Below are 12,074 nucleotides of genomic sequence, written 5' to 3'. Positions count from 1 at the left end.
CCCAACAGGGAGCGCCCCTCACGCAAGGCTTCCAGCAAGTCCCGCGTGGTTTCAATGCGAACCGGCTCTGAGGGTTGAGAAGGGGGAGCACTCACAGATGGAGCATTCCTCACAGGTTAGGCCAGAAATCCGGTCAACCCAGCCGAGAACTGAGGGCCAACTGGGGATTCCACCTATCAAGCTAACGTTTGCGTCGCCTGTCGAGGTTAAGAGGATATTAAAAAGACAACTCTGCATCGAGCTTTCCAGAGGGGGTCTTCTCTTGTGGAAACAGCCTGCCAGCAGAGCACAATCGGCTCCGATTTGTTGCATACTCGGGGCAGCCTTTCGTCAGTGAACCACACCTCCCATGCAGGTAGCTTTTATTGTCGATCCATTGCCTCAGTTGCAGGTGGGCCATGACACCAGCATTGCCCTGATGGAAGCTCTGCAGAAACGGGGGCACCGCATTTTCTGCCTGGGCCTGGCGGATCTCTACTGGGATCAAGGGGAAACGTGGGGATCCCTTGAGGAAATCCGGTTGGATCTGAAGGCGGATCCCTGGTATGAGGTCAAAGACCGGCAACTGCTGCCCCTGAGCCAAATGCAGGCGGTGTGGATGCGCAAGGATCCGCCGGTGGATACGGCCTATCTCTATGCCACTTACCTTTTGGATCGTCTCTCCCCCAGCCGCACGCTGGTGCTCAATCATCCTGCCGGGATCCGCTCGGCCAACGAAAAGCTCTATGCCCTGCAATTTCAAGAGTGGATCCCGCGCACCCGCGTCAGCAGCAACAAACGCCTGCTGCGTCAGTTCGTCGAACAGGAAGGACAGGCGGTGCTCAAGCCTTTGGGTGGCAAAGGTGGGGAAGGGATCCTGAGGGTCAATGCCGGGGATCCAAACCTCAACTCGTTGATTGAAATGAGCACCCAATTTGGTCGGCTGCCCGTGATGGTGCAAGAGTATTTGCCACAGGCGGCGGCAGGAGATAAACGCATTTTGTTGCTGGAAGGAGAACCTTTGGGCGCCGTCAATCGGATCCCTGGAGAGGGCGATTTTCGGGGCAATGTTGCTGCCGGCGGTCGAGTGGAAAAAACCAAGATTACCGAAAAAGAACGGGCTCTCTGCGGGGCTTTGGCACCGGTGCTCAGGCAGGAGAAGCTGTATTTTGTCGGGATTGATGTTATCGGGGAACGACTAACCGAAGTGAACGTGACCAGCCCAACAATGCTGCGAGAACTCTGTCAGTTGGAAGGAGTTGACCTGGCAGATCAAGTGGCTCAGTGGCTGGAAAAGAAGGTGCCCGACAAGGGCTGAATGACTACCCACCAGGATGTTTCTGGGATCCGGCGCGTCTGTTGCATGACAGGGATCCCGTCTATCCAGGGAATCCATAGGGATCCCATGAATTCAGAAAGACATAATTATAGCTTAAGGCTGAGATCAGCTTCTTTTGGTCGGCAGCTAGAAAATAAAAAGCCCCACAAGGGGGCTCTATCGCGACCAGTCAGCGACTTATAAAACTCTAGAGCAATATAAAGAAAAGCTCCATGAATAGGCCGTATTGAACACCGTATTGAGCACAGTTTTTAGAATCTCAGAAAAAAGGCCAAATCCTCGGAGTTGTTATCTTTTTTTTAGATTTTTCGGCCCGAGGCTAATCCCAGGCCCCTTCTGCTTTGCCGGAGCGGTCTTTAGAGTTGCTGCTCTTGCCCAGTGGGCTAGGAGTCTGCCGGTGGCCTTTCCCGACCCACCCAGCGCCAGATGGTGGGCAGCAGCACTGCCGCCAGTCCGCACTTCACCAAGTCTCCTGGAATAAAAGGGAAGACCCCCTTGTTGAGGACGGCCAAGATCGAGGTGGGCTCAACATTCTGGTTCAGCCACACCCCTAGCCAAGTGGCTCCTAGCAAATAAATCAGAGCTGAGCAGGACAACATCGCCAGCGCCATCTTCCAGGGGTTGCGATCCACGCCCCAGCGCTCCACCAACCAACCCATCAGCCCTGCAGCCAGGGGAAAAGCCAACAGGTAGCCCCCCGTCGCCCCGGCCAAGTGGCTAAGCCCGGATCTGCCACCGCTGAAGAAGGGCAATCCCAGGATCCCTTCCAGCAGGTAGACCAGCAACGTGAGAAAGCCCAGCCGTGCCCCAAAGCCTGCCCCCACCAGCATTACCCCAAAGGTTTGTCCAGTGATGGGCACCGGTGTAAAAGGCAGAGGGATCCTCACCTGCGCCAGAGCTGCTACGAATAGGCTCCCTCCCACCACCAGCAGTAGATCGCGAATGCGAGAAGAACGGGGCAGAAAAGTCTGGGCCAAGGGCAGGTAACTCGCAGTCATAGAGCACCTGGAGTGTCGAGACATGAAGGTCAGTATAGGGGAATGCAAAGAAGAGGGCAAGTACACACTAACCCTTTCCTAAGGCATTCGCGCTTGGGCAAGCACAGCTTGGGGAATAACTCACAAACGCAGCAAAGCATCACTTGGAAGCAACAAAAAAAGGGCATTAAGCCCCTAAAAATAGCTTCCCCTTTCAGCAAATAGCTAGCCTTTGATACACAGAATTGGCTTTAAGCGCGCTACAAGTTTCGCAATCTTGGCTTGATCGGCAGCGCGCACCACTTTGTCGACGTTTTTGTAGGCCTGGGGCGCTTCTTCAGCTACCCCCCGCAAAGAGGGACTGCGCACGATGACGCCGCGCCGTCTCAGTTGTTCGATAATCTCCTGCCCTGTCCAGGCTTTGAGGGCCTGGTTGCGACTCATCGCCCTCCCAGCGCCGTGGCAGGCTGAGGAGAGGGAAAGGGCCTCCCCTTGCGCGGTGCCGACCAGAATGTAGGAAGCCGTGCCCATGGAGCCACCGATGATGACGGGCTGACCGATAGAGCGAAAAGCTTGAGGAAGCTCTGGGTGGCCAGGCCCAAAAGCGCGCGTTGCCCCTTTGCGGTGAACGAACAGGCGGCGCTTTTTCCCCTCTATCTCGTGGGTTTCCTCCTTACAGGTGTTGTGGGAGACGTCGTAAATAAGGTCGAGTTCAGCTTTGGGGAAAAGCTCAGCGAACACCTCGCGCACCCAGTAGGTGATGATCTGGCGGTTAGCCAAAGCGCAGTTGGTTGCCGCCCGCATTGCTCCCAGGTAGCTTTGCCCCACTTTGGACTTCAAGGGCGCACAGGCCAGCTCGCGATCAGGTAGCTCTATGCCGTGTTCTTTAGCCGCCTGTTGCATCTTCTTCAAGTACTCAGTGCCGATCTGGTGACCCAAGCCACGGGAGCCGCAGTGGATAGTAATCACCACTTCCCCCGACTTAAGGCCAAAGCCTTTGGCAATCTCGGGATCGTAGATCTCGTCAACAACTTGGACTTCGAGGTAGTGGTTACCCGAACCGAGGGTTCCCATCTCGCGCCGCTGGCGCTCACGGGCGTAGGCGGAGACTTCGCTCGGCATTGCTCCGCGCATGCGGCCATGTTCTTCGATGCGCTCCAGATCCTCTTTCTTGCCGTAGCCCTGAGCAACAGCCCATTCTGCTCCGCCTTCGAGCATAGCTTCCATCTCTTTGTCGCTCAAGGAGATCTTGCTGCGGCTGCCGAGCCCTACCGGTACGCTCGCGTACAGGGCATTGGCTAGGGGCTCTGCCATCTCCTCCACTTCCTCGCGCTTTAGCCCGGTTCGCAAGGTTCTCACGCCGCAGGAGATGTCAAATCCCACGCCGCCGGCGGAAATCACCCCCCCTGCTTCCGCATCAAAGGCCGCCACCCCACCGATGGGAAAGCCATAGCCCCAGTGGGCGTCTGGCATCACGTAGCAGGCTCCAACGATCCCTGGCAAGGTGGTCACGTTGCTGGCCTGCTCGGCCACTTTGTCGTCCATTTCCCGGATTAACTCCTCGTCGGCAAAGATCAAGACCGGGACACGCATTCTGCCTTTTGGAGGAATGCGCCAGACTGTCTCATCCACACGCTCAAGTTTCTTGATATCCATAGGTTGCCTCCCCTTACACGTCCACCACGCACTGGGCCACCCAAAGCTCACCCTCTCGGGCTACCTTGAGTTCCGTGTAAGTTGCCCCCTTAACTTCTACCGCCGGTCGGTGCTTGGCATGGTCAACTCTTTCCCCCCACAGGCTGGCCTTGAGATGCTCTTTTGCCAGGTGCACTTCGACTTTTCCAAAGAGCATGCCTCTGACGGCCATCTCGTAGATCACTGCGTTCAGGAAATCCACCAACAACAGTTCCAGATCGCCTGCATTTCCTAGCTCGATCTCTAGGTGTTCTCTGGGAGCTACTTCATCCACGCTAGTGACCACCGCAGTCAGGGCCAAAGCTGCCTGGGCAAAGGCTTCCTCCGGCGTTGCCCCATAGCCGCGGACACCAATGTCAGCCATGTGTTCAAAGTGCTCCCATCTTGCCTGCACCACGGCAGTCCCCCTGCTCTCATTCTCAGGCCAAAGCCAGAGGCCACCTGGATAGATTAAGGTTTCTCTCTAGAAACTGGAAGAGGAAAGAAGGCGTAGCTCAAAGGTGAGGATGTTGGCAGCCAAAATCTCCAGGGCTCCTCCCTCAATGAGCTCGCGGGTGAGGCCGCTTCCAGATCCACTTTGCTGGAGTAACTCACGGCTGCGGCGCATGGTCTCTTGGCGCTGGGGATCGTCGACAACCACCTGCCGCTGGTTGGAGAGACTAAGGCGATAGTAGTTGGGCAGTTCGCCGCGGGTGGCATCAATGGCTAGATTGGTCTCTTCAGGAGCCACGCGAAAAGGGGCGCGGGCAGTGAGCAAAGCCACCTGGATATCCTGGTTTTGCCCGTCCAGACCTTGGAGCTCCGAAAGGTCAATCCGAAACCTAAGGGTGTCGCGGTCCCGGTTAACGCGCTCCACCCGCACTTGGTTAAAGCCAACGGCAAACTCTCGCTCCTGCTCACCAAAGCGCTGGATGGTAGCTTGCAAAACGGCCTCCTCGTTAAGAGGGGTAACCCGAATCAGGTAGTCCCAGTCGCGCACAAAGGTGTACTCGTTGGGCCCAACCCGGACATTGGGATCTACCAGGTTGGCGGTGGGGCCAGGGCTACCAGCTCGGCTAAGGGCCACCATGTACCAGTAGTTAGGGCTAATGGGCAGGCCCATGGTCATGCGCACTTCCAACAAAAGCCGTGCCCAACTAGCCCCAGCCGTGAGGGCCACAAGGGCTGCTGCTCCAAGGCCGCTCCACAGCCACCGCTGAGGACGCAAAAACCAAGCTATGCCTCCACTCCTCATCAAACAGTTCCTCTGGCCTCAAGGCTGAGGGCTCCTACCCCTGATCCTAGCCTCTTAGGACTTCCTCCTGCTATGCGAGCCTGGATCCCTATTCGATAGAGCCTATCCCTAGGAGTTAGCCAACTCTTGTGGCACTCCTGTCTCTTGAGTCCTTCCTTGCGCCTGGTTTTGCCGGCGTGCCTGGACAACTGCCACCGTAAGCAAATGGGAGAGCAAGCCCACTGGCCCGGCAAACAAGCACAAAATCAGAGAATGGGTTGTCCATACTCGCTTATCCCACCCTTCCAAAAAGATCCAGCGGCCCACAAACAAATCCATGACGATGTAGTGGACCCATCCCGTCGCCATAACGGCGGGTTGACTGAATAGGTTGGTTAGGCTGGTCAGAGACAGTTGAGGGTCGGAAAATTCCTTGAGAACATCCGCGTTGAACCCGGTGACCAAAAGATACAAATAAACCGCCGCCAAAATAGCGATGGGCAAAAGCGATTCCATCACCTTGCGGGTTACCTTCCAACCCGGCAACAGAATCATCATTGCCCAAAAGGGCAGAGCAAACCAGTTGGCCCCGTTAAAGATCATCTCCAGCATGCTTGGCAGCCCCCAACGCTACCTGTCTATTATCGGCCTAATGCCCCCTGGGGATCCCTGCAGTAGCGGGTGGAAATGGATAGGAGTTATTCCTGACTTGCCCTGAAGTTTTTTTCTGGAGCCAGAGGGATCCCGGTCGCTATTCCGGTTGGCGGAGCCTAGCAGTCGCAATGGAGCTGACCGCACGGCCACTGTCGGTGGTGGCAGCAATGCAGGAAATCCGGGATCCGGTGTCGGTCATGGCCCAGAAGCTGCTGATGCTTTTGGCCGTAGAGGTGGGTTGAGCTGGGCCGATGGGGGATTCTACTGCCTGGGAGTCTGGGGATTTTTCCTGAGCAGGGATCCACACCACAGGTTCCTCACCCCGTTGAGCTACTGCAACTTTTGGGGCGGGATGTTCTGGGGTGGGCTCAGGGGCTTCTTCTTTGCGGGCGGCCTCTGCAGCAGGGACATTCCGGGGAGAGGGCTGCTGAACCAGCCTCTTGTCAAGGGGTGGTCGTGGCGCGGCAGCGGGGGGTGCAGGGGGGGCTTGGCCGGCGATCTTTCCCCATAAGGCTTTGAGGAGTTGCCACATGGCTGGGTTGGCTACTGAGGGAGAGAGCAGTGAGGAATGGTGTTATCCTGCCATGCTCTGGCCTGAGAATCCATCCCCTCTGCCAGTCTTGATAGAGCAAAGTCATAACGAGTATGATTAAGTAGCTTGCTTAGGGAGAAAGTTCAACATGGCGCAGATTCGCGAGATTCCCCTTGCCCAAATTCGCCGCCCTTTGCCGCGGCAAACGGATCCGGATAAGGTGCAGGCGCTGATGGCTTCCATTGAAGCAGTCGGCCTACAGGAGCCCATTGAGGTTTTGGAAGTGGAAGGGGAGTATTATGGGTTCTCCGGCTGCCATCGCTACGAGGCATTTGTCCGCTTGGGCAAGGAGCGGATCCCCTGCCGGGTGCGAAAAGCGCCACGTGCTGTTTTGAGGCTACACCTGGCCTGAAAGGGATCCCTTCTGGCCCGGCTCCTCTTCGGCGGTGTAGCCCCGTTCGTAGGCAAAACGCACCAGTTGCGAGCGATTTTCCAAAGAAAGCTTGCTGAGGATGTTGGTCAGGTGAGTTTGCACGGTGCGCGGGCTGATGAACAGCTTCTCGCCGATTTGCTTGTTGGTGAAGCCGCGAATGACTTCCCGAAAGACCCGCTCTTCGGCAGGGGTCAGGGGCAATTCGGGTGGAGTGGGTCGGGGGGCCGCTTCCGGTTTTGGCTGGGACTGCTGTTGGATTAGCCGCAAAATTTCCGATTGGGTGCGGCGGGAGCGTTCAATCTGGGCCTCGATTTTGGCCACCAACTCCAGGGGTTCAAAGGGCTTGATGATGTAGTCATCCGCCCCCCGCTCGTAGCCCTGAACTCGGTCATCGATCTCTCCCCGCGAAGAGAGAAAAATGAAGGGGACGAGCTCGCCGCCGCGCTGTTGGCGCAGTTGTCGGCAAAACTCGAAGCCGTCCATTTCCGGCATCACCACATCTGAAACCACCACATCCGGCTGCTCTTGGGCAAACAGACGCAACCCTTCTACACCCGAAGCGCCTGTACAAACCCGATAGCCATGCTGAGTCAGGTGGCGGCTCAGCACCTTCAGGGAGAGGGGATCGTCATCTACGACCAGTACACGCTTCATGAGGACTCGAGGAGGCTGTTAGGGAAAAGGGTAAAGCGCTATTCACCTGTTATCTGTCGCTATTTTAGGGAGACGGACAGGATTCGTCATTTGGCTGGGGTGCCTTGACCCATAATAGTGGTTTCAAGGGTGGCCTGGTTGAAAGCTGAAGACTACGGTAGCTGTGAAATGAGGGACTGAACCTGGCCCTCTAAGCTCCCATTCCCGAGTACTGTTGCAAGCCTTTGCGCCACAACCAGCGGTTAGCCAGCCAGAGCAGGCCCGTCCAGGCCAGGCCCATGCCAAAGCCGCCCAGAATATCCACCGGGATCCCTGCCCAGAGGCTGGCGGGAAAATGCACCAGGTAGGGGAAGGGTGTCCAGGCCAAGACCTGGCGCACGGGTGGTGGGAACACCTCCAGAGGAGCGATCACCCCCGAGAAAAACAAGTACACCAAAAAATGGAACTGCTCCAAGGCCGTCACCCGTTCCACCCAAAAGGCCAGCAGCGCCAGGGTGTACTGCATGAGAAAGCGCAGGGCAAAAGCCAGGAGAATGGCCAGGGATCCCAGCCCCGCCTGGGCCCAAGAGGGGATCCAAAAGGCAGGGGGGTAGAGGACGAAGAAAAGGGCGATTAAAACCAGGGTAAAGGGGAGACGGGCCAAGCGCTCCATCAGGTGGCTGGCCACATGGTGCCAAGCGGGATCCAGAGGCTGCAACAGGCGAGGAGATAATTTGCCTTCGACCACCTCTCGCTCAAAGTCCCAGATGACCCAGACGATGGTGAACTGGCGCACCAGGAACACCGCCAGAAAGTAGCGGATGAACTCCAGAGCAGACAGCGAGAAGTCTCCTGAGCGGGCTGCCTCGCTCCACACCCCCATCATGATCAGGGGCAGGGATCCGGCCAACACCCACAGGATCAGCTCGGCCCGGTACTCCAGCATGTAGGCGTAGTAGGCGGAGAAGAGGGCACCCAACTTGCGAAAGAAGGCGTTCATGGAGATTCCGGTTGCGCAAGCGCTGCGGAGCAATACGAGACTGGCGGACGCAAAGTGGGCAACAAGCTGGCCAGGCTGACCACCGCTCCCACCACAACAATTGAAGGCGGTGCTACGGGCGAGGGCTGCCCAGCCAGAGTCTGCAGGCGGAGCAGATGAATCTCTTGCTCAGGGGTGGTGCCCCAGCGGATCAGGGCAACCGGGGTATCGGGAGCTTTCCCTCCGGCCAACAATTCAGCGGCAATGTGGCTGAGGTTGTGCATGCCCATGTAGATCACCAGGGTTTCCACCGCCCCGGCCAAAGCCCGCCAATTGACCTGGGGGCGGTATTTCCCTGCCGCCTCATGTCCGGTAACAAAAGCAACTGAGGAGCTGAGGTCGCGATGGGTGAGAGGGATCCCGGCATAGGCGCTGGCGGCAATGCCCGCCGTAATTCCCGGCACCACCTCCACCGGGATCCCGGCCTGCACCAGAGCCAACATCTCCTCGCCGCCTCGCCCAAAGATGAAGGGATCCCCCCCTTTGAGCCGCACCACCACGGCTGCTGTCCGAGCTTTCTCCATCAGCAAGGCTGTGATCTGCTCCTGGGGCAAGGTGTGAGCGCCGCAGTGTTTGCCAGCATAGATCCGTTCTGCCGTCGGCGGGATCAGCTCCAGGATGGAGGATCCCACCAGAGCATCGTAGATGACCACATCCGCGTGGGCGAGTAGCGCCTTTCCCTTCACCGTCAGCAGCCCTGGATCCCCAGGCCCTGCCCCCACCAAATACACTTTGCCCATCTCAAGTCCTGGTCGCGTCATTGCTGTTGGAAATATCCATTTTGAGGGAACGGGAAAGATTCGGCTATTCCAGCGCCGGGCTAAAAGCCTGGAGTGTCTCCACAATGGCCTGCATCAGTTGAGGATCCCGCCAGAGGGGCGGCTCCACCTGGATTTGGAGCAGAGGCCATTCCCGCTGTAATCGCTGAGCCTGTTCTTGTAGGGCGCGCAGCAGACCGCCTGGAAAGAGAAAAAACGGCAGCACCCGTAGACGGCACTGGCTAAGGCGCAAGCAATGGATCACGACCGCTTCTAAGGTGGGGGACTGGGCAGCAAAAGCCACATGCAAGGGGATCTCGGGCAAGCGCCGTTGCACAGTTTGGATCCCTGCTTGGAGCTGGGCGGCAAACCCCGGCAGACGGCTGCCATGGCCAAGCACAATCCAGGCATCTGCCCGTTCGCCGGATTGCCTGAGCGTTGCAGAGCAAGAGGGCTGTAGAGCCAGAATGCGAGCCACCAACAGATCCAGGAGGGCCGGGTGCTGGCCAATGGGGGGTGTTAACCGGATGGGCAGGCGCGGCCAGCGAGCTTGAACCTGCTTCACCGCAGCCGGCAAATCCTCTTCCACGTGGGATCCCCCCCCCATAAACAGTGACAGCAGCACCACTTGATCGGGAGATCGGCCTGCGCCCAGCCAAGCTGCCAGCCGTCCTTGAATCTGTTCGGCCAGGGTGAGAGGCTGACCTTCCAACTGGGCCAGCTCCACCGGCTGGGGAGCCAGCTGCTGCTGCACCCGTGCCAACAAATCTGCCAAAGCCTGCTGATAATCGGGATCCCGGCTGCCGTGACAAACCAAAAAAACCAGTGGATCGGGGGACATGGCAGAGGTTAGGGATCCGAGCGGAAGGGTTCCATTTTGCTACTTTAGGGGATCCCGCCAACTTCTCGCGTAGGATCTGCGCGTATGATTTGAAGAGTACACACCCTCTTTCCCAGCTTCGTCAGCCCTTTCCCAGGTTTTCATGTCATTTGAGAATCGTTCCACCGCCCCTGAACTCTTAATCCATGTCTTGCGGGAGGGGTTGACCGAATCTATCCATCATTGCCAAGCTGTCGTGGCCGATAGCCGCGGGCGTTCTCTGGCCATGGCCGGCAACAGCACCACCCCTGTTTTTGCCCGTTCTGCCCTCAAACCTTTCCAAGCACTGGCCATGCTCTCCACCGGCATCCGCGAGCGCTACCGCCTCAGCGAGAAAGATATTGCCATCATGTGCGGATCCCATCAGGGCACCACGGCTCATGCGCGGCAGGTGTTCAGTATACTGTGGCGGGCCGATCTGTCTCCCGATTTGCTGGTCTGCCCCACCCCACCCGGCAAGCCCAGCCCCCTGTGCCACAACTGCTCCGGCAAACATGCCGGCATGCTTATGGCCAGCCGCGCCCAAAACTGGACCTTGTCAGACTATGCCCAGCGGCAGCATCCGGTGCAAGCGCTGGTGCGGGCCAAGTTGGCGGATTTGCTGCAAATGCCCTCGGAGGAGTTTTTGTTTGCGCGGGATGACTGTGGGGTGCCCACCTACCAATTGCAACTGAACCACCTGGCTTCTCTATTCGCCCAACTGACCGCCGGCGAGCGGCCCGACTTGGAATCGGTAGCACGGGCCATGACCCATCACCCGGAGATGGTGGCCGGACAGGGGTGTTTCGACACGGAGTTGATGCGGGCTACTCAAGGGGATCTGGTGAGCAAATCGGGTGCTGAAGGGATCCAGTGCATTGGCCGGGTGGGGGAAGGCATGGGCCTGGCCATCAAGGTCCAGGATGGAGCCGCCCGGGCCAAGTATGCCCTGGCTTTGCACCTGCTGCAGCGCATGGGCTGGATCCAGCCTGCCGCCGCCGAGATGCTGGGGGAGCGCTTCCTTCGCGTCGGCCCCTACACCCGCCTCGAGGTAGAAGGGGAGCTGCGCATGCCTTGAAGACTCAGCGCTGGAAGGGGTTTTGGTAAGGATTGGGGTTGGAGCTCTGGCCTTTGTTGCGGTACTTAGGATTGATGGTCAAGGTGCCGGATCCCAAACCCCGCTGCGCCAAGAACTCCAGGTTGCGGCGGCGCATGGTGGTGTCGTAGTCGTTCTTGACGCGATCTTCGAGGATGGCCACCTGCTGCAGCGCGCTCAGCAAGATAGCAGCAGCTTGCTCGGAGGTGTAGCCATTCTGGGAGGCATAGCGCACGGCAAACTCGTCGGCTGCTACCTGGGCCTTCTGGCCCTTCTCCGCTTTGCGCAACAGAAACACCGCTGACGCGGCCAAGCCTGCTGCTAAGCCAACGCCGAGGTTATCTCCCATCTGCAGCTCTACCAAAATGCCCATGCTGCCGGCCCCGATCAAGGCGGGATACAGCAACAACGCCGACCAGTTATCCCCCAAAGCCAGCTCTGTGGCCATCACCGCTTCTCGCAAGAAGTAGATCTTCTGCTGGTCAGGGCTCAGCTTCTGCCAACGGCTGAGGTCAATGGCAAAGCGAGAGTACTTTTGCCAGGGGAAGCGCCACAACGGCTGCACAACCCGAGACTGGTCAGGGGTGCCGATCTCGATCTGCACTTCAGGGCGGATCTCCACTGGGAGAAACTGGATCAGGCGGTCAAAGTCGGAAATGGTATACATGCTGGCACAGTGCGGCTAAGGGAGCGGCTGGAGAGGATTACCCATAGTAAAAGATTCTAGCCTTCCTTGCAGGCCAGCTCCAAGCAAGCTTTTTGCAATAGGGCTGGCGGCAGAGGGACAAGCCTGAGCCTAGATGGAAAGGGGGTATGCCGCGTAACATACTCCCGACCCTGTAGCTAGCTTCCCGCAGGGTTGCTACG

At 58.1% G+C, this 12,074-nt stretch carries 13 protein-coding genes; 3 read left to right on the top strand and 10 right to left on the bottom strand.

The features are described 5' to 3' along the window. The first annotated feature begins 349 nt into the window (after positions 1 to 349). Positions 350 to 1,297, top strand: a complete 948-nt coding sequence (gshB, locus tag NW815_RS05435) for a glutathione synthase (RefSeq protein ID WP_414391187.1) — start codon at positions 350 to 352, stop codon at positions 1,295 to 1,297. 404 nt (positions 1,298 to 1,701) lie between these two features. Here the strand turns inward: gshB and NW815_RS05430 are convergent, their stop codons facing one another. From NW815_RS05430 to NW815_RS05410, 5 genes are all read right to left on the bottom strand, one after another. Next, complete coding sequence (locus NW815_RS05430; protein ID WP_414391190.1) at positions 1,702 to 2,316, bottom strand: biotin transporter BioY; 615 nt, start codon at positions 2,314 to 2,316, stop codon at positions 1,702 to 1,704. 204 nt (positions 2,317 to 2,520) lie between these two features. Further along, complete coding sequence (locus tag NW815_RS05425; protein ID WP_414380626.1) at positions 2,521 to 3,951, bottom strand: RtcB family protein; 1,431 nt, start codon at positions 3,949 to 3,951, stop codon at positions 2,521 to 2,523. A 13-nt stretch (positions 3,952 to 3,964) separates the two neighbouring features. Next, on the bottom strand, positions 3,965 to 4,384 hold the full coding sequence (locus NW815_RS05420) for an archease (protein WP_414350399.1): 420 nt from the start codon (positions 4,382 to 4,384) through the stop codon (positions 3,965 to 3,967). 69 nt (positions 4,385 to 4,453) lie between these two features. Further along, positions 4,454 to 5,224, bottom strand: coding sequence for a hypothetical protein (locus NW815_RS05415; RefSeq protein ID WP_414350398.1), 771 nt, complete (start codon positions 5,222 to 5,224; stop codon positions 4,454 to 4,456). A 108-nt stretch (positions 5,225 to 5,332) separates the two neighbouring features. Beyond that, positions 5,333 to 5,815 carry an ABA4-like family protein gene (locus tag NW815_RS05410; protein WP_414389511.1) on the bottom strand — a complete coding sequence of 161 codons (483 nt, stop codon included), beginning with the start codon at positions 5,813 to 5,815 and terminating at the stop codon, positions 5,333 to 5,335. A gap of 722 nt (positions 5,816 to 6,537) precedes the next feature. On the opposite strand from NW815_RS05410, the gene NW815_RS05405 reads away from it, so the two are divergent. Beyond that, on the top strand, positions 6,538 to 6,801 hold the full coding sequence (locus NW815_RS05405) for a sulfiredoxin (RefSeq protein WP_011432677.1): 264 nt from the start codon (positions 6,538 to 6,540) through the stop codon (positions 6,799 to 6,801). On the opposite strand, the gene NW815_RS05400 is transcribed toward NW815_RS05405, so the two are convergent. The 4 genes from NW815_RS05400 to NW815_RS05385 all read right to left on the bottom strand — a co-directional run bounded on the left by NW815_RS05400 (position 6,787) and on the right by NW815_RS05385 (position 10,093). Next, positions 6,787 to 7,476, bottom strand: coding sequence for a response regulator transcription factor (locus tag NW815_RS05400; protein ID WP_414389514.1), 690 nt, complete (start codon positions 7,474 to 7,476; stop codon positions 6,787 to 6,789). The two genes, NW815_RS05405 and NW815_RS05400, sit on opposite strands and share 15 nt — an antisense overlap. Positions 7,477 to 7,666: 190 nt before the next feature. Then, entirely contained in the window at positions 7,667 to 8,455 is a 789-nt protein-coding gene (locus NW815_RS05395) for an ABC transporter permease (RefSeq protein WP_414389515.1), read from the bottom strand. Then, positions 8,452 to 9,234, bottom strand: a complete 783-nt coding sequence (gene cobA / locus NW815_RS05390) for a uroporphyrinogen-III C-methyltransferase (RefSeq protein ID WP_011432673.1) — start codon at positions 9,232 to 9,234, stop codon at positions 8,452 to 8,454. Before cobA ends, NW815_RS05395 begins: the two co-directional genes overlap by 4 nt. A gap of 64 nt (positions 9,235 to 9,298) precedes the next feature. Beyond that, positions 9,299 to 10,093: a sirohydrochlorin chelatase gene (locus NW815_RS05385; protein WP_414415787.1), complete on the bottom strand. Its 795-nt coding sequence runs from the start codon at positions 10,091 to 10,093 to the stop codon at positions 9,299 to 9,301. A gap of 142 nt (positions 10,094 to 10,235) precedes the next feature. On the opposite strand from NW815_RS05385, the gene NW815_RS05380 reads away from it, so the two are divergent. After that, positions 10,236 to 11,189 carry an asparaginase gene (locus tag NW815_RS05380; RefSeq protein WP_414415786.1) on the top strand — a complete coding sequence of 318 codons (954 nt, stop codon included), beginning with the start codon at positions 10,236 to 10,238 and terminating at the stop codon, positions 11,187 to 11,189. 4 nt (positions 11,190 to 11,193) lie between these two features. Here NW815_RS05380 and NW815_RS05375 read toward each other — a convergent pair whose 3' ends face one another. After that, on the bottom strand, positions 11,194 to 11,874 hold the full coding sequence (locus NW815_RS05375; protein ID WP_414390730.1) for a DUF3318 domain-containing protein: 681 nt from the start codon (positions 11,872 to 11,874) through the stop codon (positions 11,194 to 11,196). Positions 11,875 to 12,074 lie beyond the last annotated feature (200 nt).

The organism is Synechococcus sp. R6-7 (assembly GCF_047461695.1).
In the GTDB taxonomy this organism is placed as follows: domain Bacteria; phylum Cyanobacteriota; class Cyanobacteriia; order Thermostichales; family Thermostichaceae; genus Thermostichus.
Note: the sequence above shows the minus strand (reverse complement) of the source record. Positions and strands in the feature narration are given on the sequence as shown.

Excerpts from the sequence above, each read along its gene's own strand:
- NW815_RS05405 (WP_011432677.1), top strand. The coding sequence starts at position 6,538 with ATGGCGCAGATTCGCGAGATTCCCCTTGCCCAAATTCGCCGCCCTTTG.
- NW815_RS05410 (WP_414389511.1), bottom strand. The coding sequence starts at position 5,815 with ATGCTGGAGATGATCTTTAACGGGGCCAACTGGTTTGCTCTGCCCTTT.
- gshB (WP_414391187.1), top strand. The coding sequence starts at position 350 with ATGCAGGTAGCTTTTATTGTCGATCCATTGCCTCAGTTGCAGGTGGGC.
- cobA (WP_011432673.1), bottom strand. The coding sequence starts at position 9,234 with ATGGGCAAAGTGTATTTGGTGGGGGCAGGGCCTGGGGATCCAGGGCTG.
- NW815_RS05385 (WP_414415787.1), bottom strand. The coding sequence starts at position 10,093 with ATGTCCCCCGATCCACTGGTTTTTTTGGTTTGTCACGGCAGCCGGGAT.
- NW815_RS05375 (WP_414390730.1), bottom strand. The coding sequence starts at position 11,874 with ATGTATACCATTTCCGACTTTGACCGCCTGATCCAGTTTCTCCCAGTG.
- NW815_RS05395 (WP_414389515.1), bottom strand. The coding sequence starts at position 8,455 with ATGAACGCCTTCTTTCGCAAGTTGGGTGCCCTCTTCTCCGCCTACTAC.
- NW815_RS05380 (WP_414415786.1), top strand. The coding sequence starts at position 10,236 with ATGTCATTTGAGAATCGTTCCACCGCCCCTGAACTCTTAATCCATGTC.
- NW815_RS05400 (WP_414389514.1), bottom strand. The coding sequence starts at position 7,476 with ATGAAGCGTGTACTGGTCGTAGATGACGATCCCCTCTCCCTGAAGGTG.
- NW815_RS05425 (WP_414380626.1), bottom strand. The coding sequence starts at position 3,951 with ATGGATATCAAGAAACTTGAGCGTGTGGATGAGACAGTCTGGCGCATT.
- NW815_RS05415 (WP_414350398.1), bottom strand. The coding sequence starts at position 5,224 with ATGAGGAGTGGAGGCATAGCTTGGTTTTTGCGTCCTCAGCGGTGGCTG.
- NW815_RS05430 (WP_414391190.1), bottom strand. The coding sequence starts at position 2,316 with ATGACTGCGAGTTACCTGCCCTTGGCCCAGACTTTTCTGCCCCGTTCT.